General features: G+C 68.4%; 26 protein-coding genes. 12 read left to right on the top strand and 14 right to left on the bottom strand.

Annotated elements, in window-relative coordinates:
* The first annotated feature begins 37 nt into the window (after positions 1-37).
* From queE to HZI36_RS12405, 4 genes are all read left to right on the top strand, one after another.
* A complete protein-coding gene (gene queE, locus HZI36_RS12420; protein WP_179402956.1) occupies positions 38-670 on the top strand; it encodes a 7-carboxy-7-deazaguanine synthase in 633 nt (210 codons plus the stop codon).
* Positions 671-688: 18 nt separating this feature from the next.
* Entirely contained in the window at positions 689-1,141 is a 453-nt protein-coding gene (queD, locus tag HZI36_RS12415; RefSeq protein ID WP_179402955.1) for a 6-carboxytetrahydropterin synthase QueD, read from the top strand.
* Positions 1,142-1,441: 300 nt separating this feature from the next.
* Positions 1,442-2,227 carry an HpcH/HpaI aldolase family protein gene (locus tag HZI36_RS12410; protein ID WP_179402954.1) on the top strand — a complete coding sequence of 262 codons (786 nt, stop codon included), beginning with the start codon at positions 1,442-1,444 and terminating at the stop codon, positions 2,225-2,227.
* Positions 2,224-3,048: a tetratricopeptide repeat protein gene (locus HZI36_RS12405; protein WP_179402953.1), complete on the top strand. Its 825-nt coding sequence runs from the start codon at positions 2,224-2,226 to the stop codon at positions 3,046-3,048. Before HZI36_RS12410 ends, HZI36_RS12405 begins: the two co-directional genes overlap by 4 nt.
* A 22-nt stretch (positions 3,049-3,070) precedes the next feature.
* On the opposite strand, the gene rodA is transcribed toward HZI36_RS12405, so the two are convergent.
* From rodA to HZI36_RS12380, 5 genes are all read right to left on the bottom strand, one after another.
* The gene (gene rodA, locus HZI36_RS12400; protein WP_179402952.1) at positions 3,071-4,219 is read right to left on the bottom strand and encodes a rod shape-determining protein RodA; all 1,149 of its coding nucleotides are present in this window, start codon (positions 4,217-4,219) and stop codon (positions 3,071-3,073) included.
* Between the two features lie 11 nt (positions 4,220-4,230).
* Positions 4,231-6,558, bottom strand: a complete 2,328-nt coding sequence (gene mrdA, locus HZI36_RS12395) for a penicillin-binding protein 2 (protein WP_179402951.1) — start codon at positions 6,556-6,558, stop codon at positions 4,231-4,233.
* A gap of 14 nt (positions 6,559-6,572) precedes the next feature.
* On the bottom strand, positions 6,573-7,085 hold the full coding sequence (gene mreD, locus HZI36_RS12390; protein WP_179402950.1) for a rod shape-determining protein MreD: 513 nt from the start codon (positions 7,083-7,085) through the stop codon (positions 6,573-6,575).
* Positions 7,085-8,263 carry a rod shape-determining protein MreC gene (gene mreC / locus HZI36_RS12385; RefSeq protein ID WP_179402949.1) on the bottom strand — a complete coding sequence of 393 codons (1,179 nt, stop codon included), beginning with the start codon at positions 8,261-8,263 and terminating at the stop codon, positions 7,085-7,087. Before mreC ends, mreD begins: the two co-directional genes overlap by 1 nt.
* 112 nt (positions 8,264-8,375) lie before the next feature.
* Complete coding sequence (locus tag HZI36_RS12380) at positions 8,376-9,419, bottom strand: rod shape-determining protein (RefSeq protein WP_059517226.1); 1,044 nt, start codon at positions 9,417-9,419, stop codon at positions 8,376-8,378.
* Positions 9,420-9,790: 371 nt separating this feature from the next.
* Between HZI36_RS12380 and gatC the strand changes: the two genes are divergently transcribed.
* The 5 genes from gatC (at position 9,791) to HZI36_RS12355 (ending at position 14,828) form a co-directional block, all read left to right on the top strand.
* Positions 9,791-10,090 (top strand): Asp-tRNA(Asn)/Glu-tRNA(Gln) amidotransferase subunit GatC, encoded by a 300-nt coding sequence (gene gatC / locus HZI36_RS12375; protein ID WP_179402948.1) that lies wholly within the window; start codon positions 9,791-9,793, stop codon positions 10,088-10,090.
* Between the two features lie 80 nt (positions 10,091-10,170).
* Entirely contained in the window at positions 10,171-11,661 is a 1,491-nt protein-coding gene (gene gatA / locus HZI36_RS12370) for an Asp-tRNA(Asn)/Glu-tRNA(Gln) amidotransferase subunit GatA (RefSeq protein WP_179402947.1), read from the top strand.
* An 8-nt stretch (positions 11,662-11,669) separates the two neighbouring features.
* Entirely contained in the window at positions 11,670-13,142 is a 1,473-nt protein-coding gene (gene gatB, locus HZI36_RS12365; RefSeq protein WP_179403018.1) for an Asp-tRNA(Asn)/Glu-tRNA(Gln) amidotransferase subunit GatB, read from the top strand.
* 47 nt (positions 13,143-13,189) lie between these two features.
* On the top strand, positions 13,190-14,026 hold the full coding sequence (locus HZI36_RS12360; RefSeq protein ID WP_179402946.1) for a PPK2 family polyphosphate kinase: 837 nt from the start codon (positions 13,190-13,192) through the stop codon (positions 14,024-14,026).
* A 31-nt stretch (positions 14,027-14,057) separates the two neighbouring features.
* The gene (locus HZI36_RS12355; RefSeq protein WP_179402945.1) at positions 14,058-14,828 is read left to right on the top strand and encodes an exodeoxyribonuclease III; all 771 of its coding nucleotides are present in this window, start codon (positions 14,058-14,060) and stop codon (positions 14,826-14,828) included.
* A 16-nt stretch (positions 14,829-14,844) separates the two neighbouring features.
* On the opposite strand, the gene HZI36_RS12350 is transcribed toward HZI36_RS12355, so the two are convergent.
* The 7 genes from HZI36_RS12350 to argB form a co-directional block, all read right to left on the bottom strand.
* Positions 14,845-15,927: a M48 family metalloprotease gene (locus HZI36_RS12350; RefSeq protein WP_179402944.1), complete on the bottom strand. Its 1,083-nt coding sequence runs from the start codon at positions 15,925-15,927 to the stop codon at positions 14,845-14,847.
* Positions 15,917-17,236, bottom strand: a complete 1,320-nt coding sequence (locus HZI36_RS12345) for an AmpG family muropeptide MFS transporter (RefSeq protein WP_179402943.1) — start codon at positions 17,234-17,236, stop codon at positions 15,917-15,919. The genes HZI36_RS12350 and HZI36_RS12345 overlap by 11 nt, the downstream gene beginning before the upstream one ends.
* A gap of 86 nt (positions 17,237-17,322) precedes the next feature.
* Positions 17,323-17,931 carry a methionine biosynthesis protein MetW gene (gene metW / locus HZI36_RS12340; protein ID WP_179402942.1) on the bottom strand — a complete coding sequence of 203 codons (609 nt, stop codon included), beginning with the start codon at positions 17,929-17,931 and terminating at the stop codon, positions 17,323-17,325.
* Positions 17,928-19,073, bottom strand: coding sequence for a homoserine O-succinyltransferase MetX (metX, locus tag HZI36_RS12335; protein WP_179402941.1), 1,146 nt, complete (start codon positions 19,071-19,073; stop codon positions 17,928-17,930). Before metX ends, metW begins: the two co-directional genes overlap by 4 nt.
* A 214-nt stretch (positions 19,074-19,287) precedes the next feature.
* Positions 19,288-19,962 carry a nucleoid occlusion factor SlmA gene (gene slmA, locus HZI36_RS12330; RefSeq protein WP_179402940.1) on the bottom strand — a complete coding sequence of 225 codons (675 nt, stop codon included), beginning with the start codon at positions 19,960-19,962 and terminating at the stop codon, positions 19,288-19,290.
* Complete coding sequence (locus HZI36_RS12325) at positions 19,929-20,747, bottom strand: pyrimidine 5'-nucleotidase (RefSeq protein ID WP_179402939.1); 819 nt, start codon at positions 20,745-20,747, stop codon at positions 19,929-19,931. The genes slmA and HZI36_RS12325 overlap by 34 nt, the downstream gene beginning before the upstream one ends.
* Positions 20,744-21,643, bottom strand: coding sequence for an acetylglutamate kinase (gene argB, locus HZI36_RS12320; protein WP_179402938.1), 900 nt, complete (start codon positions 21,641-21,643; stop codon positions 20,744-20,746). The genes HZI36_RS12325 and argB overlap by 4 nt, the downstream gene beginning before the upstream one ends.
* A 181-nt stretch (positions 21,644-21,824) precedes the next feature.
* Here argB and HZI36_RS12315 point away from each other — a divergent pair, with 181 nt between their 5' ends.
* From HZI36_RS12315 to HZI36_RS12305, 3 genes are read left to right on the top strand one after another with little or no spacing between them, the layout of a single operon-like run.
* On the top strand, positions 21,825-22,109 hold the full coding sequence (locus HZI36_RS12315; RefSeq protein ID WP_179402937.1) for a cysteine-rich CWC family protein: 285 nt from the start codon (positions 21,825-21,827) through the stop codon (positions 22,107-22,109).
* Positions 22,110-22,158: 49 nt separating this feature from the next.
* Positions 22,159-23,469 (top strand): ATP-binding protein, encoded by a 1,311-nt coding sequence (locus HZI36_RS12310; protein ID WP_179402936.1) that lies wholly within the window; start codon positions 22,159-22,161, stop codon positions 23,467-23,469.
* Positions 23,470-23,502: 33 nt separating this feature from the next.
* Positions 23,503-24,045: a response regulator transcription factor gene (locus HZI36_RS12305; RefSeq protein ID WP_179402935.1), complete on the top strand. Its 543-nt coding sequence runs from the start codon at positions 23,503-23,505 to the stop codon at positions 24,043-24,045.
* 40 nt (positions 24,046-24,085) lie between these two features.
* Here HZI36_RS12305 and hslU read toward each other — a convergent pair whose 3' ends face one another.
* Complete coding sequence (hslU, locus tag HZI36_RS12300; protein WP_179402934.1) at positions 24,086-25,429, bottom strand: ATP-dependent protease ATPase subunit HslU; 1,344 nt, start codon at positions 25,427-25,429, stop codon at positions 24,086-24,088.
* A 10-nt stretch (positions 25,430-25,439) separates the two neighbouring features.
* Entirely contained in the window at positions 25,440-25,976 is a 537-nt protein-coding gene (gene hslV, locus HZI36_RS12295; RefSeq protein WP_179402933.1) for an ATP-dependent protease subunit HslV, read from the bottom strand.
* Between the last annotated feature and the right edge of the window lie 51 nt (positions 25,977-26,027).

The following is a 26,027-nucleotide window of genomic DNA, read 5'->3' as shown; positions in this document are numbered from 1 at the left end:
TGATGGACGACGAACGGCGCGAGCCGGACGAGGAACGATGACTTACGCGGTCAAGGAAATTTTCTACACGTTGCAGGGCGAGGGCGCGAACGCCGGACGCCCGGCCGTGTTTTGCCGGTTCGCCGGCTGCAACCTGTGGTCGGGCCGCGAAGAGGACCGTGCGGATGCGGTGTGCCGCTTCTGCGACACCGATTTCGTCGGCACCGACGGCGAGAACGGCGGCAAGTACCAGAGCGCCGCCGAACTCGCCGCGAAGGTCGCGAGCCTGTGGCCGGAAGGCGAGACGCATCGCTTCGTCGTCTGCACCGGCGGCGAGCCGATGCTGCAGCTCGACGCGCCGCTCGCCGACGCGCTGCACGCGGCCGGCTTCGAGATCGCGATCGAGACGAACGGCTCGCTGCCGGTGCTCGAGTCGATCGACTGGGTCTGCGTGAGCCCGAAGGCCGATGCGCCGCTCGTCGTCACGAAGGGCAACGAGCTGAAGGTCGTGATCCCGCAGGACAACCAGCGCCTGGCCGACTACGCGAAGCTCGACTTCGAGCATTTCCTCGTGCAGCCGATGGACGGTCCGTCGCGCGACCTGAACACGAAGCTCGCGATCGACTGGTGCAAGCGTCATCCGCAGTGGCGCCTGTCGATGCAAACCCACAAATATCTGAACATTCCCTGAGCCACCGCTCCTGACATCGTGCTGATTACCCGAAAACTCGAATTCGACGCGGGCCACCGCATCCCCGATCACCGCAGCCAGTGCCGGAACCTGCACGGGCATCGCTACGTGCTCGAAGTCACGCTGCGGGGCGATCTCGTCGATGTCGAGGGCGCGCCCGATCGCGGGATGGTGATGGATTTCGCCGACGTGAAGGCGCTCGCGATGGAGCACCTGGTCGGCAAGTGGGATCACGCGTTTCTCGTCTATGCGCGCGACGACGTCGTGCGCGCGTTCCTCGAGCAGATGGCGGACCACAAGACCGTCGTGCTCGACCGCATTCCGACCGTCGAGAACCTCGCGGCGATCGCGTTCGACATTCTCGCGAACGTGTACGACGCGCATTACGGCATCAATCTGCGCCTCGAGCGCGTGCGCCTGTACGAAACGCCGAACTGCTGGGCCGACGTCGAGCGCGAACCCGGCCGCTGATCTCCTTCGTTTTCCTGTCTTTCGGGGCCGGTTCGTGCCGGTCCTGTCTTCCCGCTTCCTGCGCATCACCTGCCCGCCGCGCTATGATCGTTTCGTCGCGGCGCGATCGGTGCCAGCCGCGTCTGGCGCAAGCGCGTCTAGCCGGCCGTGTCTAGCCAACCGCATCTAGCCAACCGCGTTTGGCGCAAGCGCGTCATATTCGACCGGCTCGTCCGACCAAGCCGTTGACGCGATCGCGCCGGGCCCGCCGGTGCGCCGCCGCTCGCCCGATCCATCCGCACGCCCGCCAGGAGGCCGTCGATGAGCACGTTCACGAACTCTCTCAAACAGCGTCTGCACGACGGTGACGAACCGATGTTCGGCCTGTGGCTGACGCTCGCGAGCGACGCGGCCGCCGAAGCGCTCGCGCATGCGGGTTTCGACTGGCTCTGCATCGACATGGAGCACGCGCCGAACGACAGCCACGACGTTGCGTCGCAACTGCGCGCGCTGGCCGCCGCGCATCTGCCGGGCGAGCCGGTGGTGCGCGTGCCGGCGCGCGACGCGTGGCTCGTGAAGCGCGCGCTCGACGCGGGCGCGCGCACGCTGATGTTCCCGACGATCGACACGCCCGACGACGCCGCGCACGCGGTGCGCCTCACGCGCTATCCGTCGCCGGATGCGCCGGACGGGTTGCGCGGCGTCGCCGGGATCGTCCGCGCGAGCGCGTACGGGATGCGGCGCGATTATCTACCGACCGCGAACGCGCAGATCGCGGTGATCGCGCAGATCGAGTCGGCGCGCGGCGTCGACCAGGTCGAGCGGATCGCCGCGACGCCGGGCATCGATGGCCTGTTCGTCGGCCCCGGCGACCTGTCCGCGAGCCTCGGGCATCTCGGCGATGCGCGCCATCCGGACGTCGAATCGGCGATCGCGCGCGTGCTCGCGGCGGGCCGGCAGGCGGGCGTCGCGGTCGGGATCTTCGCGAACGATACGGCGTCGGCGCGACAGTATCGCGAGGCCGGCTTCCGGCTGATCGCGCTGTCCGCCGACGTGAGCTGGCTGTTGCGCGCGACGCGGCAGGCGCTGCAGGAGGTGAGGTCATGAACGGAATCGGGCGCGTGTGCCGCCGGGCGGCGATGCGTGCAACAGGCGCGATGCGTGCATTGAGCGCCGGCGCGGCGCTTTCGCTGGGCGTAGCCGGTGTCGCGGGCATCGCGGGCATCGCCGGGACCGGCGACGCGTTCGCGCAGGCGTCCGGCGGCCACGCGCAGCCGGACGCGAAAAGCGAGACCGCGTCGGCGATTGCCGACTACAACGCCGGCAACACCCGCGCGGCGCTGGTGCAGTTCCGCGATGCGGCCGAGCGCGGCGATCGCCTCGCGCAGTTCGACTACGCGATGATGCTGCTGACCGGCGAAGGCGTGAGCGCGAACGTCGACGAAGGGCTGCGCTGGCTGAAGCGCGCGGCGGGCGCGAACATGTCGCAGGCGCAGTACGTGTACGGACGGATGTTCGACGACGGCGATTTCGTCGCGCGCGATCCGGCCGAGGCGCACCGCTGGTTCCTGAAGGCGGCGCGGCAGGGGCACGTGCAGGCGGAGCTCGCGCTCGCGAACCAGTTCCTCGACGGGCGGGGGACGCCGCGCGACAACCGGCAGGCGTTCATCTGGTACAAGCAGGCCGCCGATGCGGGCGAGCCGACCGCGCAGTACGTGACCGCGTCGTTCTACGAGCGCGGCGGCGACGGGGTCGAACGCAATCTGAACATCGCGCGCGCGTATTACGCGGCCGCGGCCGCGCAGGGCGACGAGACCGCGGCGCTGAAATACGAAGGGCTGAGCGCGCGGCTGAGGGCCGAGCATGCGGCGCACGAAGGCGGCGCGCACGGCGCGTCGGACGCGAGCCCGCACCGGACGCCGCAGTAGCGGAGCGCGCCGCCGGCCCCACTCAACTCTTCATCAGCCTTCTTTGCCGCCCGACGCTCATGATCATCCCGATCGCGACCCCGAGCGTGATCAGCGCGGTGCCGCCGTAGCTCATGAACGGCAGCGGCACGCCGACGACCGGCAGCACGCCGCTCACCATCCCGACGTTGACGAACGCGTACACGAAGAAGCCGAGCGTCAGCGACCCGGCGAGCAGCCGCGCGAACTGCGTCGAGCCCTGCGCGGAGATGAACAGCCCGCGCACGATCAGCGCCATGTACAGCGTCAGCAGCACGAGGCCGCCGACGAGGCCGAACTCCTCGGAGAACACCGCGAAGATGAAGTCGGTGTGCTTTTCGGGGATGAACTCGAGGTGCGCCTGCGTGCCCTTCAGATAGCCCTTGCCGACCGGCCCGCCGGAGCCGATCGCGATCACCGCCTGGATCGTGTGGAAGCCCTTGCCGAGCGGGTCGGACGTCGGGTCGAGCAGCGTGCACACGCGGTGCTTCTGGTAGTCGTGCATCAGCGGCCACTGCACCTGCGGCTGGCAGATCCGCGATTCGAACGTCGCGATCATCGCGACCGCGATCACGCCCGCGGCCAGCACCGGCACGATCAGCTTGAACGACAGCCCCGCGAGATAGATCACGAACAGGCCGGTCGCGAACACGAGCATCGCGGTGCCGAGGTCCGGCTGCTTCGCGATCAGCGCGACGGGCACGAGCAGGATCACGAAGCCGGCCGCGAAGTCGTACCAGCGCAGGCCGCCTTCGCGGCGCTGGTAGTACCACGCGAGCATCAGCGGCGTCGCGATCTTCAGCACCTCGGACGGCTGGATCACGACGCCGACGTTCAGCCAGCGCTTCGCGCCCTTCTTCGTCACGCCGAACAGCGCGACCGCGATCAGTAACGCGACACCGAACGAATAGAGCGGCACCGCGAAGCGCATCAGCGACTGCGGCGGGATGTTCGCGATCGCCCACATCAGCACGAACGTGAGCATGATGTTGCGGAGCTGGTCCTCGACCTTGCCGGGCATGTCGATCGTCGCGCTGTACAGCGTGACGATCCCGACGCACAGCAGCAGGAACACGATCAGCGCGAGCGGGCGGTCGAAGCCCGCGAACATCTGCCTGACCTTGTCGATCCAGGCGCGCTTGTCGAATTGCATGCCTTTCTCCGTCAATGAGCGGCGGCGCCCGCGCCTTTCGCGGCGGGCGTCGCACGATTGTCTTCACGCGGCGCGGCCGCGTACGGCTGCGCGTCGCTCGCCGGCGGCACGCGGTGCGGCTTGCGGTGCAGCAGCGCCGCGCGGCGGTTCGACAGCACGTTCGCCGCGAGCGGCGCGGAGCTGGCCGAAGCGGCGTCGGCTCCCGCCTGCGGCGCGCTCGAGCCGGCCGCACCGGCCGCCGAGGCCAAACCCGCAGCGCCCGACGCGGCGGATGCACCCGACGCGGCATCCACCGCGCTCGCGGGCGCCGGCACGACCGGCTGCGGCAGCGCGGTGAAACCGGCCGCGACTGCGACCGGCTTGTTCGCATCGCCGATCACCGGCGCGTTGATCGGCTCGGTCGCCGACGCGGCGGCGGCCACCGCGGCCGCCTCGTTCTGCTTGTTCTGCTCGTCGACGAGATAGAAGTCGAGCACGCGCCGCGCGATCGGCGCCGCGGCCTGTGCGCCCCAGCCGCCGTTCTCGACGATCAGCGCGACCGCGATCTTCGGATGGTCGGCGGGCGCGTACGCGATGAACAGCGCGTGGTCGCGCAGATGCTCGGCGAGCATATGGCTCGTGTATTTCGCGCCCTGCAGCGAGAACACCTGCGCGGTGCCGGTCTTGCCGGCCGCGAGGTACGGCACGCCGCGGAACACGCTGTACGCGGTGCCGGACGGGCTCTGGATCACGTTCTCCATCCCGCGCTTCACGACGTCGAGGTCCGACGGCTTCAGCGGAATCACGCCGCTTTCCTTCGGCACGGTCAGATGGCGCTCGCGCGTGATCGGATCCTCGATCTCCTTCACGAGGTGCGGCTTCATCACGACGCCGTTGTTCGCGAGCGTCGCGGTCGCGTGCGCGAGCTGCAGGATCGTGTACGAGTTGTAGCCCTGGCCGATCCCGAGGCTGATCGTTTCGCCGTCGTACCACTTCTGCAGCGCGGGCTTCTTGAACGCCTTTTTCTTCCAGTCCGGCGACGGCAGCACGCCGCGCGCCTCGCCGGCGATGTCGATGCCGGTCAGCTGGCCGAAACCCCACGGCTTCATGAAGTTCGCGATGTTGGTCACGCCGAGATCGCGCGCGAGCATGTAAAAGTACGTATCGTTCGACACCGTGATCGCCTTGACCATGTCGACCGAGCCCTGGCCCGTGCGCACGTCGTTGTGGAACGTGTGGTTGCCGAACGTGAAGTAGCCGGGGTCATAGATCGTGTAGCCCGGCGTGCGCTTGCCGAGCGTCAGGCCCGCGAGCGCCATGAACGGCTTGTACGTCGAGCCGGGCGGATAGAGACCGTGCAGCGGACGGTTCAACAGCGGCTTGTCCGGCGAGTTGTTCAGATCGTCCCAGGTCTGCTGGTCGATCCCGTCGACGAACGAGTTCGGATCGAAGCTCGGCGCCGACACGAACGCGAGCACGTCGCCCGTGCTCGGCTCGATCGCGACGAGCGCGCCGCGCTTGCCCGCGAACGCCTGCTCGGCGATCTGCTGGAGCCCGATGTCGAGCGACAGCACGAGGTTGTCGCCCGGCGTGGCCTGCGTGCGCGACAGCGTGCGCACTGGGCGCCCGCCCGCGGTCACCTCGACTTCCTCGAAGCCGGTCACGCCGTGCAGCTCGGTCTCGTAGCTCTGCTCGACGCCGATCTTGCCGATGTAGTCGGTGCCCTTGTAGTTGTTCGCGTCGCGGCGCGGATCGTAGGTGTCCGGATCGCTGTCGTTCTCGTCGCTCATCGCGTCGATCCTGTCCTGATCGCGCTTCGAGATCCGGCCGATGTAGCCGATCACGTGCGCGGCCGTGTCGCCGAGCGGATACTGGCGGAACAGGCGCGCGCGCACGTCGACGCCGGGGAAGCGGTAGCGCTGCGCGGTGAAGCGCGCGACCTCGGCGTCGGTCAGGCGGGTGCGGATCGGCAGGCTTTCGAAGTTCTTCGAGTCCTCGAGCAGCTTCTTGAAGCGGCGGCGGTCGCGCGCGTCGATCGGCACGATCTCGGCGAGCTTGTCGATCGTGTTGTCGAGCGTGTCGTCGAGCTTCGACGGCGTGATCTCGAGCGTGTACGCGGAGTAGTTCTTCGCGAGCACGACGCCGTTGCGGTCCATGATGAGCCCGCGGTTCGGCACGATCGGCGCGACCGAGATGCGGTTCTCGTCGGCCTGCAGCGCGTACTTGCCGTGCTGCCAGACCTGCAGGTAGAAGAAGCGGCTCGCGAGCAGCCCGAAGCAGACGAACACGAACAGGCCCGCCGCGGCGACGCGCACGCGGAACCTCGATAGCTGCTGCTGGGTATCGTTGAATTCGGTCATTGCTCCGGCGCGGCTCAGATCGGCCGCGTGTCGTCGGGGTCGACCGGACGGCGCTGCGGCATCAGCAGCAGATGGCTCGCGACCGGCCACAGCGCGGCCTCGACGAAGCCGTCGACGAGATAGCCCCAGCCCGGGAAGGCGGCGCCCATCAGCAGGCGGATCACGAACGGCACGAGCTGCGCGACGATCAACAGCGGCGCGACGTACAGGATCTGCACGCCGAGCGGCATCCACAGCACGCGGCGGTGAATCGTGATCGCGCCATACGACAGCAGCGTATACGCGAGCGCGTGCTCGCCGAGCAGGCTCGCGTCGTGCACGTCCATCAGGATGCCGAGCGCGAACGCGACGCCCATCCCGACCTTGCGCGGCTGGTGGATGTTCCAGAACAGCAGCACGAGCGCGACGCAGTCGGGCACGCCGGGCAGCCGGCCCCACGGCATCAGGTTCAGCAGGAACGCGGCCGCGAGGCTGAACACGATGAAGGACGGGTTGACCGGCTGCAGGATGTATTGCGGGCGGCTCATCACTCGTCTCCCTGGAGCTGCGCGGCGGTCGGCGGCGCGGGCTGGGCCTTCTCGGCGCGGGCCGGCGCGGGCTGCGCTTCGGGCGCGGCCGTCGCGTGCGCGGCGGGCTTCGCGTCGAGCTTCGCGCCCGCGGGCGCCGCCGCTGCCCCGGCGGCCGGCTTCGCGCCGGCGCGCGGCGTGGCGGCCGGCACGGCGGCAGGCGTGGATACCGCCGCCGGCTTCGCGCCCGCCTTGTCGCCGGCTTTATCGCCCGCTTTCGCGGCGCCTTTCGCGCCCTTCTTGCCGCCCTTCGCCCCCTTCGCGTCGGACGCGGGCTGATCGGGCTCGGCCGGGCGCGGCGGGATGTCGTTCTGGTAACGAAGCGCGAGCATCTGCCGCGCGCCGCGCACCGACGCGACCGGCAGGCAGGTCACGTGCGCGAACGCGGTGTCGGCGAGCTTGTCGACGCGCACGACCTTCGCGACCGGCAGCCCCGGCGGATAGACGCCGTCGAGGCCGCTCGTGACGAGCTCGTCGCCGGTCACGAGATCGGCGCTCGTCGGCACGAAGCGCAGGTCGAGCGTGTCGCCTTTCGGCGTGCCGTAGATCACGCTGCGCAGCCCGGTGCGCAGCACCTGCACCGGAATCGCGAGATCGCGGTCGGTGATCAGCGTGACCTCGGACTGCAGCGGGAACACGCGCGTGACCTGGCCGACGACGCCGTCCTCGTCGACGACCGGCGCGCCGTGCTGAATCCCCTGCTGCGTGCCCTGGCCGATCACGATCCGCTGCGAGAACGGATCGGCGGTGTCGTACTGGATCTCGACCGGCGTCGATTGCGTCGCGATGTGCTGGCGCAGGTCGAGCACCGCGCGCAGGTGCGCGTTCTCGGCGACGAGCACCGCGGCCTGGTTCGCCTGCGTCGACAACTGCAGGTTGCGCGTGCGCAGTTGCTTGTTCTCCTGCCGCAGCGTCGCGCCCGTCGTGGCGATGTCGGCCGCGCCCATGAACAGGTCGCGCGGCACGAGCGCCGCGCGCTGCAGCGGATAGAGCACGGTGCCGAGCACGCCGCGGACGATTTCGAGCGTGTTGAAGCGCGCGTCCGACACGAGGAGCGCGAGCGCGAGCGCGACAAAGAAGATGAGCCGCGCGAGGGCGGGCGGGCCTTGCTTGAATAGGGGCGGCGGACTGAATTCCATGGTCGGCGCCGGGCGCGAGTGATCGGTTGGTGATTCAGATGCGCAAACGGCGCGGCGGTTCGATCGAAGTGAACGAGCCGGCCACGCCGTGCGTCAGACGACGCTCAGACGATCACTCGTACGAGAAGATGCTGCCCAGCTTGTCCATGCGCTCGAGCGCCATGCCCGAGCCGCGCACGACACAGGTGAGCGGATCTTCGGCGACGAGCACCGGCAGGCCGGTTTCCTCGGCGAGCAGGCGGTCGAGGTCGCGCAGCAGCGCGCCGCCGCCCGTCAGCATCATCCCGCGCTCGGCGATGTCCGCGCCGAGTTCCGGCGGCGTCTGCTCGAGCGCGATCTTCACCGACGACACGATCTGGTTCAGCGGATCGGTCAGCGCTTCGAGAATTTCGTTGCTCGAGATCGTGAAGCTGCGCGGAATGCCTTCGGACAGGTTGCGGCCCTTGACTTCCATTTCCTTGACCTCCGAGCCCGGGAACGCGGAGCCGATCTCCTTCTTGATCGCCTCGGCGGTCTGCTCGCCGATCAGCATCCCGTAGTTGCGGCGGATGTAGTTGACGATCGCCTCGTCGAACTTGTCGCCGCCGACGCGCACCGAGCCCTTGTAGACGATGCCGCCGAGCGAGATCACGCCGACTTCGGTCGTGCCGCCGCCGATATCGACGACCATCGAGCCGGTCGCCTCCGACACCGGCAGGCCCGCGCCGATCGCGGCGGCCATCGGTTCCTCGATCAGGTAGACCTGCGACGCGCCCGCGCCGTGGGCCGCTTCCTTGATCGCGCGGCGCTCGACCTGGGTCGAGCCGCACGGCACGCAGATGATGATGCGCGGCGACGGCGAGAACATCCGCGATTCGTGCGCCTGCTTGATGAACTGCTTGATCATCTGCTCGGTGACCGTGAAGTCGGCGATCACGCCGTCTTTCATCGGGCGGATCGCCTCGATGTTGCCGGGCACCTTGCCGAGCATCTGCTTGGCTTCCTTGCCGACCGCCTGAATCGTCTTCTTGCCGTTCGGGCCGCCTTCCTGGCGGATCGACACGACGGACGGCTCATCGAGCACGATGCCCTTGCCGCGCATATAGATCAGGGTGTTTGCGGTGCCGAGGTCGATCGCCAGATCGTTGGAGAAATAGCTGCGCAAAAAACCGAACATTCAGAATCCTGTGTCGCTCTGGGCCGGCCCTGCGGAGCATGTGCTCAGGCGAAGGACGGCAGCGGAAAAAATAACAGCCTCGGATCGGGGCGGGATGCGGCCGCCACTCAAGCGCGAAGCTGCGTATGGAAATCTACCGGGGCCGCATGACGCCCGCGTCGCCCGCCGAGCGGGGCGGAGCTGCGGGAAATGGCGGCCGGGTCTGGGTCGAACGCGTAATGATACCTTATAATTTCGCGGTATTTGAATCGAACCGGCGGGTATTTTTCCCGCTTCGTACCCGATTTTCGTGGGCGGACCGCCGCCCCCCAACCCACTGACGCAGCGACGTTTTGCCGCACGCTGCGCAGCCTAGTCTTTCCGGTGACCGCATGGCTCTGACCCTGACCGATGTGAAACGCATCGCGCACCTTGCGCGGCTCGAAATGGCCGACGCCGACGCCGAGCACACGCTCGGCCAGCTGAACGAATTCTTCGGGCTCGTCGAGCAGATGCAGGCGGTCGACACCGCCGGCATCGCGCCGCTCGCGCACCCGATCGAGCAGATCCAGGCCGTCGCGCAGCGTCTGCGTACGGACGCCGTCACGGAGGCCGTGAACCGCGACGACAACCAGCGCCCGGCGCCCGCGGTGCAGGACGGCCTCTACCTCGTGCCGAAAGTGATCGAGTAAGCGCTCGACGCCACGCGCGCCGGTGCCCCGCCCGCGCGCCCAAGTCAAGCCAAGCCAAGAATTCCCAGGAAATCCACTTCATGCACGCAAAAAGCCTGACCGAACTGCGCGCCGCGCTCGACGCCAAGGAATGCTCGGCCGTCGAGCTCGCGCAGCACTATCTGAAACGGATCGACGCGGCGCGCGACCTGAACGCGTTCATCCAGGTCGACGCCGATCTCACGCTCGCGCAGGCGAATGCCGCGGACGCGGCGCTCGCGCAGGGCGTCGCCGGCCCGCTCGCCGGCCTGCCGATCGCGCACAAGGACGTGTTCGTCACGCGCGGCTGGCGCTCGACCGCCGGCTCGAAGATGCTCGCCGGCTACCAGAGCCCGTTCGACGCGACCGTCGTCGCCCGCCTGCAGGCGGCCGGCATGGTCACGCTCGGCAAGACCAACATGGACGAGTTCGCGATGGGCTCGTCGAACGAGAACTCCGCGTTCGGCCCGGTGAAGAACCCGTGGGACACGCACGCCGTGCCCGGCGGCAGCTCGGGCGGCAGCTCGGCCGCGGTCGCCGCGCGGCTCGCGCCGGCCGCGACCGGCACCGACACCGGCGGCTCGATCCGCCAGCCGGCGTCGTTCGCCGGCATCACCGGGATCAAGCCGACGTACGGCCGCGTGTCGCGCTACGGGATGATCGCGTTCGCGTCGTCGCTCGACCAGGGCGGCCCGATGGCGCAGAGCGCGGCCGACTGCGCGCTGCTGCTGAACGCGATGGCGGGCTTCGACGAGCGCGACTCGACGAGCCTCGAGCGCGACGATGAGGACTTCACGCGCCATCTCGGCGAGAAGTGGACGCCGGACGCGAGCGCCGGCAAGCCGCTCGCCGGCCTGCGCATCGGCCTGCCGAACGAATACTTCGGCGCGGGCCTGGCCGACGACGTGCGCGCGGCGATCGATGCGGCCCTGAAACAGTACGAAGCGCTCGGCGCGACGCTCGTGCCGGTGTCGCTGCCGAAGACCGAGCTGTCGATTCCGGTCTACTACGTGATCGCGCCGGCCGAGGCGTCGTCGAACCTGTCGCGTTTCGACGGCGTGCGCTACGGCCATCGCGCGGCCGAATACCGCGATCTGCTCGACATGTACAAGAAGTCGCGCGCCGAAGGCTTCGGGCCCGAGGTGAAGCGCCGGATCCTGGTCGGCACGTACGTGCTGTCGCACGGCTACTACGATGCGTACTACCTGCAGGCGCAGAAGATCCGCCGGATCATCGCGCAGGATTTCCAGGAAGCGTTCGCGCAGTGCGACGTGATCATGGGCCCGGCGTCGCCGACGGTCGCGTGGGACATCGGCGCGAAGGGCGACGATCCGGTGCAGATGTATCTGGCCGACATCTACACGCTGTCGGTGAGCCTCGCGGGCCTGCCCGGGATGAGCGTGCCGTGCGGCTTCGGCGCGGACGCGAACGCGAAGCGCCCGGTCGGGCTGCAGATCATCGGCAACTATTTCAACGAAGCCCGGATGCTGCAGGTCGCCGACGCGTACCAGCGCGCGACCGATTGGCACAAGCAAGTTCCGGCGGGGGTGTAAGCATGGCTGTGACTCAATGGGAAGTCGTTATCGGTCTCGAGACGCACGCGCAGCTGTCGACCGTCTCGAAGATTTTCTCGGGCGCGTCGACGCAGTTCGGCGCCGAGCCGAACACGCAATCGTGCGCGGTCGATCTCGCGCTGCCGGGCGTGCTGCCGGTGCTGAACCGCGGCGCGGTCGAGCGCGCGATCCGCTTTGGCCTCGCGATCGACGCGACCGTCGCGCCGCGCAGCGTGTTCGCGCGGAAGAATTACTTCTATCCGGATCTGCCGAAGGGCTATCAGATCAGCCAGTACGAGATCCCGGTCGTGCAGGGCGGCCAGATCACGATCCAGGTGCCCGCGAATGAAAAGGCCGGCAAGGACGCGTATTCGAAGACGATCAACCTGACCCGAGCGCACCTCGAGGAGGACGCGGGCAAGTCGCTGCACGAGGACTTCGCCGGGATGACCGGCATCGACCTGAACCGCGCGGGCACGCCGCTGCTCGAGATCGTCACCGAGCCGGAGATGCGCAGCGCCGCCGAGGCCGTGGCCTATGCGAAGGCGCTGCACGGGCTCGTCGTGTGGCTCGGCATCTGCGACGGCAACATGCAGGAAGGCTCGTTCCGCTGCGACGCGAACGTGTCGGTGCGCCCGGTCGGCCAGGAGAAGTTCGGCACGCGCGCGGAGATCAAGAACCTGAACTCGTTCCGCTTCCTCGAGGAAGCGATCAACTACGAAGTGCGCCGTCAGATCGAGCTGATCGAGGACGGTGGCGAGGTCGTGCAGGAAACGCGCCTGTACGATCCGGACAAGCGCGAGACGCGCTCGATGCGCAGCAAGGAAGACGCGCACGACTACCGCTACTTCCCCGATCCGGACCTGATGCCGCTCGTGATCGGCGCGGACTGGGTCGAGCGGGTGAAGGGCGAGATGCCCGAGCTGCCGGCCGCGATGCAGCAGCGCTTCGCCGGGCAGTACGGCGTGTCCGCGTACGACGCGGGCGTGCTGACGTCGAGCAAGGCGATGGCCGCGTACTTCGAGGCGGTCGTTGCGAAGGCCGGTGCGGCGAACGCGAAGATCGCCGCGAACTGGCTGATGGGCGACGTGTCGTCGCAGCTCAATCGCGACGGCATCGACATCGACGCATGCCCGGTGTCGGCCGCGCAGCTTGCGCTGGTGCTGCAGCGGATCGCGGACGGCACGATCTCGAACAAGATCGCGAAGGAAATCTTCGTGACGATCTGGGACGAGAAGGCGACCGACGAAGCCGCCGCCGACCGCATCATCGACGCGAAGGGCCTGAAGCAGATCTCCGACACCGGCGCGCTCGAAGCGATCATCGACGAGGTGCTCGCCGCGAACGCGAAGTCGGTCGAGGAATTCCGCGCGGGCAAGGAGAAGGCGTTCAACGCGCTGGTCGGCCAGGCGATGAAGGCGACGAAGGGCAAGGCGAACCCGGCGCAGGTCAACGAACTGCTGAAGAAGAAGCTCGGCTGAGCGTACGCGGCGCGCTCGATCGCGCCGCACGTCAAACGGAGGGCCGCATGGCGAAACGAGCATCGCTCGACGATTTCCTGGTGCCGTACCATACGAGCAAGAAGGCCGCCGGATTCGCGCTCGACGCGTTCGATCCGGCGAAGAAGCCGTTCACGCAAGGGTCGAAGCGCGGCGATCGCGAGCGGCTCGCGGCGCTGGGCGCGGCGCTCGACGCGCAGCAGGAGCGGCTTCACACGCAGCGCAGAAAGCGGGTGCTGCTGGTGCTGCAGGGGATGGACACGAGCGGCAAGGACGGCACCGTGCGCGCGGTGTTCCGCGAGGTCGATCCGCTCGGGCTGCGGATCGTGCCGTTCAAGGCGCCGACGCCGCTCGAGGCCGCGCACGACTTCCTGTGGCGCGTGCATGCGCAGGCGCCGGCCGCGGGCGAGCTCACGATCTTCAACCGCAGCCACTACGAAGACGTGCTCGTGCCGCGCGTGCTCGGTGCGATCGATCATGTCGAGTGCGTGCGCCGCTACCGGCAGATCCGCCAGTTCGAGGAGATGCTCGTCGAGAGCGGCACGACGATCGTCAAATGCTTCCTGCACATCTCGAAGGGCGAACAGCGCGCGCGGCTGCAGGCGCGCATCGACGATCCGGACAAGCACTGGAAGTTCGACATCAGCGACCTCGACGCGCGCAAGCACTGGGATGCGTATCAGTCCGCGTACCGCGACGCGCTCGCCGCGACGTCGGCGGAGCATGCGCCGTGGTACGTGATCCCGTCGAACTCGAAGCCGCATCGCAACCTGATGATCGCCGAGCTGCTGCTGCGCGCGATGACGGACATGGAGCTCGACTATCCGCCGCCGAAGCCCGAGCTCGCCGGCGTGAAGATCCGCTGACCGCCCTTTCTCTTTCAACGGGATACACAACATGCTGCGAGTGATTACCGCGAACCTGAACGGCATCCGTTCGGCCGCGAAGAAAGGCTTCTTCGAATGGCTCGGCGAGCAGAACGCCGATTGCGTGTGCGTGCAGGAGATCAAGGTGTCGGCCGACGATCTGCCGGCCGAATTCGTCGAGCCGCACGGCTTCACCAGCTACTTCCACCACGCGGAGAAGAAGGGCTACAGCGGTGCCGGCCTGTACAGCCGCCGCGAGCCGGACGACGTGATCATCGGCTTCGGCAGCAGCGAGTTCGATTCCGAAGGGCGCTACGTCGAGGCGCGCTACGGGAAGCTGTCGGTCGTGTCGGTGTATGTGCCGTCGGGGTCGAGCGGCGACGAGCGCCAGCAGGCGAAGTACCGTTTCATGGATGAGTTCATGCCGCATCTGGCGGAGCTGAAGAAGAAGCGCGAGGTGATCTTGTGCGGCGACGTGAATATCGTGCACAAGGAAATCGACATCAAGAACTGGAAAAGCAATCAGAAGAACTCGGGCTGCCTGCCCGAGGAGCGCGCGTGGCTCTCGAAGCTGTTCGACGACGTCGGCTATGTCGACGTGTTCCGCACGCTCGATTCCCGGCCCGAGCAGTACACGTGGTGGAGCAACCGTGGGCAGGCGTACGCGAAGAACGTCGGGTGGCGGATCGATTACCAGATCGCGACGCCGGGCGTTGCCGGTACCGCGAAAAGCACGTCGATCTTCAAGGACATCAAGTTCAGCGATCACGCGCCGCTGACGGTCGATTACGACTACGAGTGATGTGCGTGCCGCGGGGTCACCGCCGCGCGAACTTGCGCCTTTGCGCGCTGATCCCCGCGTAATCGGGCAGCGTATCGACACGCTTGCCGACTGCCTTCGCGTACACCGGCATCAGGTCCGGCAGCCGGTTCAGCAGATCCTGGCGGCGCGCGGCGCTGTACGGATGCGTGTAGATGAAGCCGGTGCTCCGGTTCGCGCGCGTCGCGACCGCGAGCTTGTCCCACAGCGTGATCGCCGCGCGCGGATCGAAGCCCGCGCGCGCGGCGATGTCGCCGCCGATCACGTCGGCTTCGGTCTCGTCGGTCGCGTCGTAGTGCAGCGTCTGCAACTTGTCGCCGAGATTCAGCGCCTGCGGCAGCGGATCGCCGAGGCCGAACAGCGGCGGCGGCGGCGCGCTCGCATGCAGCGACGTCGGCGCCGCGCCGCTCAGCAGCCCGCGCGCATGCTCGCGCAACGCGTGCGCGATGCAGTGCGCGAGCAGCACGCCGAGCTCGTCGTCGTTCAGGCGGATGTGGTCGAGCAGCCCGCCGTACACGAGTATCTTGCCGCCCGGCAGGCACGCGACGCGGATGTCGCGCGAGCGGATCGCGTTTACGTCCCACGTCCAGCCCTTCACGCGATCGTTCCACTTGACCGCATACGGCGCGAGCCGCGCGACGATCGCGCGCAGATGCTTGACGCGCGGCAGGTTCGCGTCGAGCAGGCGGCCGCTCTGCGTGGCGGCCTGCACGATCTGCATGTATTCGCTCGCGGTCAGCTGCTCGAGCAGCGGTGACGGCATCAGCGTGCGGAACGCGATCGCGTTGCCGAAGCGGATCTGCTGCGGGGTCGGCGTGTACGGTTGCGCGGGGACAGCGCCGCCGATCGGCTGCGCGGCGTCGGCGGCCGGCGTGGAGCCCGGCGCGGGCGCGGCGGCGCTCGGCGCCGCCGGCGTGGTCGGTGCAGCCGGCGCCGCCGCGCTCGCCGCCGCTTCGGGCGGCGCGGCGCTGTCGGCCGCATGCGCGAGCGCGGCGACGCCGAGCGTCAGCGACGCGACGATGTACGCTGCGTACGCGGCGTGCGTCGCGTGCACGATGCGGCGCCGGCGGTCACTGCGCACGGGCGACTCCGTTGTTGCCGTTTTGCGCGCGGCTGCCCCACGGCGCGACCTTGAACAGCAGCAGCATCCCGGGAATGCCGAGCGCCGCGCAGACGAGAAAGTAGTCGAACCAGCCGATCTTCGCGACGACGTAGCCGCTCCCGGCCGCAGCCAGCGTGCGCGGCACGGACGAGAGGCTCGTCAACAGCGCGAACTGCGTTGCCGCGTAGCGAGGATCGGTCGTGCTCGCGATGTACGCGGTAAACGCCGCGAGCGTGAGGCCGGTCGCGAACGTCTCGAAGCCGTAGATGGCCGCCATCAGCACCGGCTGCGCGCCGGCCTTCGCGAGCCACGCGAAGCCGAGTGTCGATACGATCTGCAGGATCCCGAAGATCCACAACCCACGTGCGATCCCGATCTTCACGAGCCACACGCCGCCGACGATCCCGCCCGCGAGGCTTGCCCAGAACGCGGTCGTCTTCGCGATCACGCCGATCTGCGTCTTGTTGAAGCCGAGGTCGAGGAAGAACGACGTCGACAGCGTGGTCGCCATCGTGTCGCCGAGCTTGAACAGGAAAATGAACGTGAGCACGAGCAGCGCACCGACCCAGCCGTCACGCCGGATGAACTCGACGAACGGCAGCACGACCGCGTCGAACAGATTGCGCGGCGGCGCGCCGTGCGCGGCGGGCTCGCGCACGACGAGCGTCATCAGGATGCCCGGCAGCATGAACGCGGCGGTGAGCGGAAACACCACGTTCCACGGCAGATGATCGGACAGGATCAGCGACAGCGAGCCCGGCACGAGCGCCGCGATCTTGTACGCGTTCACGTGCACCGCGTTGCCGAGCCCCTGCTCGGTGTCGCGCAGCAGCTCGCGGCGATACGCGTCGATCACGATGTCCGCGCTCGCGCCGAAGAACGCGACGAGCATCGTCAGCGCGGCGGCGGTCCCGATCGATTCGCGCGGCGAGACGAAGCCGAGTTTCGCGATCGCGCCCGCGACGAGCAGTTGCGTCACCAGCAACCAGCCGCGTCGGCGCCCGGGCCGCCAGCCGGGCAGACGTGGCGCGAAGCGGTCCATCAGCGGCGCCCACAGGAACTTCCATGTATACGGCAGCATCGTCAGCGCGAAGAGGCCGATCTCCTTCAGGTCCACGCCTTCCGAGCGCAGCCACGCCTGCACGAGATAGACGAGCGTAAACAGCGGCAGCCCGGACGTGAAGCCGAGAAACACGCAGATCAGCATGTGCGTGTTCAGGTAGGCTCGCCAGCCCGGATGATCGACGTGAGCGGTGAGTGCGGGCGCCTTGCGTGGCGTTTTCGACATGAGAGGGAGCAGGATTGCGTTGACGACAAAGGGCGGCGCGGGCCGACGCGGCGCGGCCGGCGCCGCCGTTCGTCAACGGCCGCGCGTCAGCTGCGCTTGACCCGGTAGACTGCAAGACTACCACGCCAGTTCGCTCCCCATCGGATCGGCTGGCCTCCGTGCAGCACGACGCGGTCGAGGATCGTGATCCCGACTTCCGGCGCGAGCGCCTCGAAATCCTCGATCGTCAGCACACGCACGTTCGGTGTGTTGTGCCACTGGTAGGGCAGCGACTTCGACACCGGCATCCGGCCGCGCAGCACCGACAGCCGGTGCGGCCAGTAGCCGAAGTTCGGGAACGACACGATGCACTCGCGCCCGACGCGCGCGGTCTCGCGCAGGATCGCGGCGGTCTGGTGGATCGTCTGCAGCGTCTGCGACAGGATCGCGAAATCGAAGCTGTGATCCTCGAACAGGCGCAGCCCGTCCTCGAGGTTCTGCTGGATCACGTCGATCCCGTTCTTCGCGCTCGCGAGCACGCCCGCGTCGTTCAGCTCGATGCCGTAGCCGGTCACGTCGAGCTCCTGCATCAGCAGCGTCAGCAGCGAGCCGTCGCCGCAGCCGAGGTCGAGGACGGTCGAGCGCGGCTCGACCCAGCGCGCGATCGCGCGGAAATCGGCGCGCGCGGACAGCGCGTTGATGGCTTGCTGGTTCATGCGCCTACCTCGCTGGCGATACGTTCGTAATAGGCCCGGAGCAGATTGTGATAGCGCGCGTCGTCGAGCAGGAACGCGTCGTGGCCGTGCGGCGCGTCGATCTCGGCATAGGTGACGGAGCGGCGGTTGTCGAGCAGCGCCTTCACGATCTCGCGCGAGCGCGCGGGCGCGAAGCGCCAGTCGGTCGAGAAGCTCGCGATCAGGTACTTCGCCTTGCCGTGCGCGAGCGCGGCGGTGAGGTTGCCGTCGAACGCCTTCGCCGGATCGAAGTAGTCGAGCGCGCGCGTGATCAGCAGATACGTGTTCGCGTCGAAGTAGTCGGCGAACTTGTCGCCCTGGTAGCGCAGGTACGATTCGACCTCGAACTCGACGTCGAAGTTGAAGTTGTACGCGTCGAGCGCGCCGTCGGCGCGGCGCAGCGCGCGGCCGAATTTCTCCGCCATGTCGTCGTCGGACAGATACGTGATGTGGCCAATCATCCGCGCGACGCGCAGGCCGCGTCTCGGCTTCACGCCGTGCGCGTAGTAGTCGCCGCCGTGGAAGTCCGGGTCCGACAGGATCGCCGAGCGCGCGACCTCGTTGAACGCGATGTTCTGCGCGGACAGCTTCGGCGTCGACGCGATGTCGATGCAGTGCGCGACGCGGTCCGGATACATCAGGCTCCACGCGAGCGCCTGCATTCCGCCGAGGCTGCCGCCCATCACCGCGGCGAAGCGCTCGATGCCGAACGCGTCGGCGACGCGCGCCTGCGCGTGCACCCAGTCCTCGACGGTCACGACGGGAAAGCGCGCGCCGTACGGCTGGCCAGTGGCCGGATCGGCGCTCATCGGCCCGGTCGAGCCGAAGCACGAGCCGAGGTTGTTCACGCCGATCACGAAGAAGCGGTTCGTGTCGAGCGGCTTGCCCGGCCCGACCATGTTGTCCCACCAGCCGGCGCTGCGCGGATCGTCCGCGTAGACGCCGGCGACGTGATGCGACGCGTTCAGTGCATGGCAGACGAGCACCGCGTTCGAGCGCGCGGCGTTGAGCTCGCCGTACGTCTCGACGACGAGCTGATAGTTGCCGATCACGCTGCCGCTTTGAAGGCGCAGCGGTTCGGCGAAATGCATGGTCTGTGGAGCGACGATGCCGAGCGATTCCATTCGTTCCGCCTTACTTGGATGACTGGGCGGCCAGATGGTGTCGGCGAAGCGCGGAGTCGAAGATGCGCGGCTGACGACCTCTTTAGCCGCATTTATAGTGAACCGCCGGGATCGACGCCCCGGCCGGTTCGCGCGCCCGCAATCGAGTCTGCAAATCGGCGCGCTTCCGACCTGTCGCCCGGAAGGCGACAGTCGGCAGAGTATAGCGGAAATGTCACTGCAGGATCAGCCGCAACTGCGCGTCGGCCTGCTCGGTCGGCGCCTTCGTGAAGCCGCTCGTCGCGAAGCGGTGCCAGCGGCCGATCACGTAACTGATCACGAGGCTCGCGCGCAGCGCCGGATCGTAGTCGCCGGGCAGCGGCACCGCGGCGTCGGCCGGGTGTTCGGCGTCGAGCGGCGCGCGGGACTCCGTCAGCGCGACGCGCAGGCACTGCTTGACGGTCGCCTCGACGCGCTCGAGCATCCGGTCGACGCGCTCGCCGAGCCGTTCGTGCTCGCCGACGAGCGCCTCGTGCGTCAGCACGCGTGTCATCCCGGGATTCTTCGCGGCGAAACTGAGCAGCATCAGCGCGATCGCGCGCGCCTGCAGCACGCCGTCGGGCTCCTTGGCGGCGATCTGGTTGATGAGGCCGAAGAACGTCGCCTCGATGAACTCGATCAGGCCCTCGAACATCTGCGCCTTGCTCGCGAAATGGCGGTACAGCGCGGCTTCCGACACGTTGAGCCGCGCCGCGAGCGCGGCCGTCGTGATCTTCTCGCGCTTCGGCGCCTCGAGCATCGACGCGAGCGTCTGCAGAATGTGCACGCGCCGTTCGCCCGGCTTCGGGCGCGTGCGCGGCAGTGTGTGTTCGTCGGTTACGCGGGTGTCCTGCGGGTGATTCGGCTGCATTTCTGTCGCCCCGATCGAGTGCCCAGTCGCAGCGATTTTAACGAACGAATCCGCTCGTCGACATAGTGCGGCCGGCCGGTGCTCGGCAGATGGCCGGGCAGGTGGCCGGTGATCCAGACCGTGCGGATCCCGAGCCGCTTGTAGCGCTTCAGGTGGCTGCGCGTATCCTCGACGAGGATCGCGTCCGCGAGCCGCGCGCGCACGTCGCGCAACGTGCGGCGCAGCATCGTCGCGTCGGGCTTCGCGCGCCAGCCGCGGCGGTCGCGCATGTGCTCGATCGCGATCACGCGCTCGAACAGCCGCTCGATCCGCAGCGCGCGCAGCACCGCGCGCGCATAGTTTTCAGGCGCGTTGGTCAGCACGAAGCGGCGGCCCGGCAGGGCGGCGACCCGCCGCGCGAGGCCGCGCTCGGCGCGCAGCATCGCGGGCAGATCGGCGAACGTGTGGACCGCGCGCAGAAAGTCGTGCGGATCGATCGGATGGTGGCGGGTGAGGCCGAGGAGCGTGGCGCCGTAGCGCTGCGTGTAGCCGGTGCGCAGGCGGTCGGCCTCCGCGCGCTCGACATGCAGCGTATCGACGATGTACTGCGTCATCGCGCGGTTGATCTCGGGGAAGATCGCGTGCGACGCGTGATGGAGCGTGTTGTCGAGATCGAACAGCCAGACCGGGCGGCCGGCGCGGGGCCGGCTGCGCGGCCGGTCGTGCACGCGGCGCCGGCGCGGCGCGGGAGGGGGCGCGCCGGCGCCGGGCGTGGCCGGCGCGGCGTGCGTGCGGCGTGCGCTCAATGCGAGCGGATCATCGTGCCGAACGGCTGCTCGGTCAGGATTTCGAGCAGCACCGAGTGCTCGATCCGGCCGTCGACGATGTGAACCGACTTCACGCCGCTCTTCGCGGCGTCGAGCGCCGACGAGATCTTCGGCAGCATGCCGCCCGAGATCGTGCCGTCCTCGAACAGCGCGTCGATCTCGCGCGCGGACAGATCGGTGAGCAGGTTGCCGTCCTTGTCCATCACGCCGGGGATGTTCGTCATCATCACGAGCTTCTCGGCGTTCAGCACCGTCGCGAGCTTGCCGGCGACGAGGTCCGCGTTGATGTTGTACGACAGTCCGTCCTCGCCGAAGCCGATCGGCGAGATCACCGGGATGAACGCGTCGTCCTGCAGCGCCCGCACGACCGCCGGATTGATCGCCTCGACCTCGCCGACCTGGCCGATGTCGATGGTCTGGCCCGGATTGTCGCGATCCGGCATCAGCAGCTTGCGCGCGTGGATCAGGCCGCCGTCCTTGCCCGTCAGGCCGACCGCGTGGCCGCCGAAGTGGTTGATCAGCATCACGATGTCCTGCTGCACTTCGCCGCCGAGCACCCATTCGACGACTTCCATCGTCTCCTCGTCGGTCACGCGCATCCCCTGGATGAACGTGCCCTGCTTGCCGATCTTCTTCAGCGCCTGGTCGATTTGCGGGCCGCCGCCGTGCACGATCACCGGATTGATCCCGACGAGCTTCAGCAGGATCACGTCGCGCGCGAAGCCCTGCTTCAGGCGCTCTTCGGTCATTGCGTTGCCGCCGTATTTGATCACGATGGTCTTGCCGTGATAGCGGCGGATGTACGGAAGCGCTTCGGCGAGGATTTCGGCTTTCAGCACGGGGGCGATCTGCGAGAGGTCGATGGGCTCGGACATGGCGGCGGCTCGGGCGGGTCGGGTTGAAACACGGCGAATTGTACAGGAGTGGCGCAGTGCAGCATCGGGTTTTTGGCCGTTCGGCAGAGGGGCCGGATGCCGTGCGGCCGACGGCCGGCGCGGCGTCGCTGGCCGATCGGCCGACGTGCAAAATCGGCGCGGCGCGCTATGCTTGAAGGCCATGACCGAGCCCGCCACCTCTCGCCGTTCCGAGCCGCATCGCGCGCGCTGCCCGCAATGCGGGCGCGCGTTCGACTGCGGCGCCGGCAGCGAGCCGTTCACCTGCTGGTGCGCGGCGATGCCCAGCCTGCCCGGCGGCGCCCAACCGGCGGACGGCGCGCGCTGCCTGTGCCCCGGCTGCCTCGCGGACGCGCTCGCGCAGCGCGATCCGGCGCGCCCCGGTGGCGGCAGCAGCGGCGGCGGCAGCAGTAGCGGCGGCAGTAGCGGCGGCGGCGGCGGGGCCTAGCGGCGGGCGCTTCGTCAGGGTCGCAACGTCAAACGGGTACACTGCGGGAATGCAGCGAATCACCACCACCGGCCGCGTCAACCTGAGCCATCTTTTCTGGTTGCGCAACCTGGCGATCATCGGCCAGCTCGCGACGATCGGCGTCGTCCAGACTTTTGTCGGCGTGCACCTGCCGATGCCCGCGATGCTGCTGATCATCGCGCTCGAGGTCGTGTTCAACGGGCTGACCTGGGTGCGCGTGCTGCGCGCGCGGCCCGAGACCAACTTCGAGCTGCTCGGCCAGCTGTGGGTCGATCTCGGCGCGCTGTCGGCGCTGCTGTTCCTGTCGGGCGGCACGACGAACCCGTTCGTGTCGCTGTACCTGCCGTCGCTCGCGATCGCGGCGGCGGTGCTGCCGTGGCACCTGATGATCTGGCTCGCGGCGTTCGCGGTGTCGTGCTACGCGGCGCTCGGCTTCGATTCGGTGCCGCTCAATCTCGACAATCCCGCGAACCTGTTCGAGTACTACCGCGCGGGGATGTGGGTGAACTTCATGGTGAGCGTCGGGCTGATCGCGTGGTTCGTCGCGCGGATGTCGAGGGCGCTGCGTCAGCGCGACACGGCGCTCGGCGACGCGCAGCAGCTGCTGTTGCGCGACGAGCGGGCGGTCGCGCTCGGCGTGCAGGCGGCCACCGTCGCACACGAGATGGGCACGCCGCTGTCGACGATCGCGATGCTGACCGAGGAGCTGCGCGACGCCGCGCGCACCGACGCCGGGCTCGCCCGCTACGAGGCCGACCTGAAGGTGCTCGACGAGCAGATGATGCTGTGCACGTCGGCGCTCGCGCGGCTGAGGAGCCGGGCGAGCGCGCCGTCGAGCCGCCAGCCGGTCGACGAGTGGCTCGACACGTTCGTCGAGCACTGGCGGCTGCGGCATCCGCACGTGCGGTTCGAGCAGGTGGGCGCGCGGCCCACGGGCGTCGCGCTCGACGATCCGGTCGCCGCCGGGCAGATCCTGACGATCCTGCTGGACAACGCGGCGCGCGCGAGCCCGCAGCGCGTGACGCTCGGCGCGACGATCGCCCGCGACGGCGCGAAGGGCCAGGAGCGCATCGCGTTCGAGGTGTGCGACGACGGGCCGGGCATTCCGCCCGTGCTGCGCGATTCGCTCGGCGCGATGCCGGTCGACAGCACGCAGGGCGGCCACGGCGTCGGCCTGTATCTCGCGTTCAACGCGGCGGCGCGGCTCGGCGGCGACATCGAGCTCGCCGATGCGAATCCACGGCGCGCCGGCGCGCCGCCCGGCCGCGGCACGCGGGCGGTGCTGCGGCTGCCGGTGGTGCGCGACGATCAACGGAAATCCCCAGGGGGCGCGGCCTAGCCGCCGCCCCTTTACGTCAGACGGAGAAATTTCATGAGCGACAACAATTTTCTGGTGATCGACGACAACGAGGTGTTCGCGGGCACGCTCGCGCGCGGCCTCGAGCGGCGCGGCTATGTGGTGCGGCAGGCGCACGACAAGGACGCGGCACTGAGGCTCGCCGCGGCGGACAAGTTCGAGTTCATCACGGTCGACCTGCATCTCGGCGAGGATTCGGGCCTGAGCCTGATCGCGCCGCTGTGCGATCTGCAGCCCGACGCGCGGATTCTCGTGCTGACCGGCTATGCGAGCATCGCGACCGCGGTGCAGGCGATCAAGGACGGCGCCGACAACTATCTCGCGAAGCCCGCGAACGTCGAGTCGATCCTCGCCGCGCTGCAGACGAACGCGAGCGAGGTGCAGGCCGAGGAGGCGCTCGAGAACCCGGTCGTGCTGTCGGTCGACCGGCTCGAGTGGGAGCACATCCAGCGCGTGCTTGCCGAGAACAACAACAACATTTCGGCGACCGCGCGCGCGCTGAACATGCATCGCCGCACGCTGCAGCGCAAGCTCGCGAAGAAGCCGGTGCGGCAGTGAGCGCGCGCGGTTAAAGGGTTACAGCAGGGTTAAAGCAGGGTTAAAGCACGTAGCGCGACAGATCCTCGTTCTGCGCGACTTCGCCGAGCGCGCGGTCGACGTACGCGGCATCGATCGTCACGCATTCGCCCGCGCGGTTGCCGGCGGTGAACGACACGTCCTCGAGCAGCTTCTCGATCACCGTATACAGCCGCCGCGCGCCGATGTTCTCGGTCTTCTCGTTGACCGAGAACGCGATCTCGGCGAGGCGGCGGATCCCGTCGTCGGCGAAATCGAGCTGCACGTCCTCGGTCGCGAGCAGCGCCTGATACTGTTTGACGAGGCTCGCGTCGGTCGCGACGAGGATCGCCTCGAAGTCTTTCACCGACAGCGAGTCGAGCTCGACGCGGATCGGAAAGCGCCCCTGCAGTTCCGGAATCAGGTCGCTCGGCTTCGCGAGATGGAACGCGCCGCTCGCGATGAACAGCACGTGATCGGTCTTCACCATCCCGTATTTCGTGTTCACCGTCGTGCCCTCGACGAGCGGCAGCAGGTCGCGCTGCACGCCCTGCCGCGACACTTCGCCGCCGCCGCCCTCGTTGTTGCGCGACGTGATCTTGTCGATCTCGTCGAGGAACACGATGCCGTTCTGCTCGGCGTTCTGCACGGCCTTCGCCTTCACTTCCTCGTCGTTCAGCATCTTCGCCGCTTCCTCGTCGGTCAGCAGCTTCAGCGCTTCCTTGATCTTCACCTTGCGGCGCGTCTTCTTGCCGCCGCCGAGGTTCGAGAACATCGAGCGGATCTGCTCGGTCATCTCTTCCATCCCGGGCGGCGCCATGATGTCCATGCCGCCCGTCGGCTGCTCGACGTCGAGCTCGATTTCCTTGTCGTCGAGCTGGCCTTCGCGCAGGCGCTTGCGGAACGTCTGGCGCGTCGCGTTGTTGTCGTCGTTCGCGTGATCGGCGCTCGCGCCGAAGCCGACCGCGCGCGGCTGCGGCAGCAGGATGTCGAGGATGCGGTCCTCGGCCTGGTCGGTCGCCTTGCTGCGCACCTTGCGCATTTCCGCTTCGCGCGTCTGCTTGATCGAGATCTCGATCAGGTCGCGCACGATGCTGTCGACGTCGCGGCCGACGTAGCCGACCTCGGTGAACTTCGTCGCCTCGATCTTGACGAACGGCGCGTCCGCGAGCTTCGCGAGACGGCGCGCGATTTCGGTCTTGCCGACGCCCGTCGGCCCGATCATCAGGATGTTCTTCGGCGTGATTTCCTGGCGCAGCGGGTCGGCGACCTGCTGGCGGCGCCAGCGGTTGCGCAGCGCGACCGCGACGGCCTTCTTCGCGTTGTCCTGGCCGATGATGTGCTTGTCGAGTTCCGAGACGATCTCGGCAGGGGTCATGGTGCTCATGGCGGGATCCTTACTCGATGGTCTCGATGATGCGGTTGTGGTTCGTGTAGATGCACATGTCGCCGGCGATCGCGAGCGACTTTTCGACGATGTCGCGCGGCGACAGATCGGTGTTTTCCGCGAGCGCGCGCGCGGCGGCCTGCGCGTACGAGCCGCCGGAGCCGATCGCGCAGATCCCGCCTTCCGGGTCGAGCACGTCGCCGTTGCCGGTGATCACGAGCGTCGTCGTCGCGTCGGCGGCGATCAGCATCGCCTCGAGGCGGCGCAGCATCCGGTCGGTGCGCCAGTCCTTCGCGAGCTCGACGGCCGCGCGCGTCAGGTTGCCCTGATGCTTCTCGAGCTTCGCCTCGAAGCGGTCGAGCAGCGAGAACGCATCGGCGGTGCCGCCCGCGAAGCCGACGAGCACCTGATTGTTATAGATGCGCCGCACTTTCCGCGCGCCGCCCTTCATCACGATATTGCCGAGCGTGACCTGGCCGTCGCCGCCGAGCGCGACCTTGTCGCCGCGCCGCACGGAAACGATCGTCGTGCCGTGAAATTGCTCCATCTGCGTTCCTTGAGAAATACGGGGAAGGGACGGCGCGATGCGCTGCCCGGG

It is taken from the genome of Burkholderia guangdongensis (genome assembly GCF_013403875.1).
GTDB classification, from domain to species: domain Bacteria; phylum Pseudomonadota; class Gammaproteobacteria; order Burkholderiales; family Burkholderiaceae; genus Burkholderia; species Burkholderia guangdongensis.
This window is presented reverse-complemented; position numbering and strand designations above follow the sequence as displayed.

What these genes read in the sequence shown, in the direction of transcription:
- HZI36_RS12380 (WP_059517226.1), bottom strand. Translation starts at nt 9,419, where the DNA reads ATGTTCGGTTTTTTGCGCAGCTATTTCTCCAACGATCTGGCGATCGAC.
- gatC (WP_179402948.1), top strand. Translation starts at nt 9,791, where the DNA reads ATGGCTCTGACCCTGACCGATGTGAAACGCATCGCGCACCTTGCGCGG.
- hslU (WP_179402934.1), bottom strand. Translation starts at nt 25,429, where the DNA reads ATGAGCACCATGACCCCTGCCGAGATCGTCTCGGAACTCGACAAGCAC.
- argB (WP_179402938.1), bottom strand. Translation starts at nt 21,643, where the DNA reads ATGTCCGAGCCCATCGACCTCTCGCAGATCGCCCCCGTGCTGAAAGCC.
- slmA (WP_179402940.1), bottom strand. Translation starts at nt 19,962, where the DNA reads ATGCAGCCGAATCACCCGCAGGACACCCGCGTAACCGACGAACACACA.
- hslV (WP_179402933.1), bottom strand. Translation starts at nt 25,976, where the DNA reads ATGGAGCAATTTCACGGCACGACGATCGTTTCCGTGCGGCGCGGCGAC.
- metW (WP_179402942.1), bottom strand. Translation starts at nt 17,931, where the DNA reads ATGAACCAGCAAGCCATCAACGCGCTGTCCGCGCGCGCCGATTTCCGC.
- HZI36_RS12345 (WP_179402943.1), bottom strand. Translation starts at nt 17,236, where the DNA reads ATGTCGAAAACGCCACGCAAGGCGCCCGCACTCACCGCTCACGTCGAT.
- HZI36_RS12310 (WP_179402936.1), top strand. Translation starts at nt 22,159, where the DNA reads ATGCAGCGAATCACCACCACCGGCCGCGTCAACCTGAGCCATCTTTTC.
- queE (WP_179402956.1), top strand. Translation starts at nt 38, where the DNA reads ATGACTTACGCGGTCAAGGAAATTTTCTACACGTTGCAGGGCGAGGGC.
- HZI36_RS12360 (WP_179402946.1), top strand. Translation starts at nt 13,190, where the DNA reads ATGGCGAAACGAGCATCGCTCGACGATTTCCTGGTGCCGTACCATACG.
- mreC (WP_179402949.1), bottom strand. Translation starts at nt 8,263, where the DNA reads ATGGAATTCAGTCCGCCGCCCCTATTCAAGCAAGGCCCGCCCGCCCTC.
- rodA (WP_179402952.1), bottom strand. Translation starts at nt 4,219, where the DNA reads ATGCAATTCGACAAGCGCGCCTGGATCGACAAGGTCAGGCAGATGTTC.
- mrdA (WP_179402951.1), bottom strand. Translation starts at nt 6,558, where the DNA reads ATGACCGAATTCAACGATACCCAGCAGCAGCTATCGAGGTTCCGCGTG.
- HZI36_RS12405 (WP_179402953.1), top strand. Translation starts at nt 2,224, where the DNA reads ATGAACGGAATCGGGCGCGTGTGCCGCCGGGCGGCGATGCGTGCAACA.
- HZI36_RS12410 (WP_179402954.1), top strand. Translation starts at nt 1,442, where the DNA reads ATGAGCACGTTCACGAACTCTCTCAAACAGCGTCTGCACGACGGTGAC.
- gatA (WP_179402947.1), top strand. Translation starts at nt 10,171, where the DNA reads ATGCACGCAAAAAGCCTGACCGAACTGCGCGCCGCGCTCGACGCCAAG.
- HZI36_RS12315 (WP_179402937.1), top strand. Translation starts at nt 21,825, where the DNA reads ATGACCGAGCCCGCCACCTCTCGCCGTTCCGAGCCGCATCGCGCGCGC.
- HZI36_RS12355 (WP_179402945.1), top strand. Translation starts at nt 14,058, where the DNA reads ATGCTGCGAGTGATTACCGCGAACCTGAACGGCATCCGTTCGGCCGCG.
- mreD (WP_179402950.1), bottom strand. Translation starts at nt 7,085, where the DNA reads ATGAGCCGCCCGCAATACATCCTGCAGCCGGTCAACCCGTCCTTCATC.
- metX (WP_179402941.1), bottom strand. Translation starts at nt 19,073, where the DNA reads ATGGAATCGCTCGGCATCGTCGCTCCACAGACCATGCATTTCGCCGAA.
- HZI36_RS12305 (WP_179402935.1), top strand. Translation starts at nt 23,503, where the DNA reads ATGAGCGACAACAATTTTCTGGTGATCGACGACAACGAGGTGTTCGCG.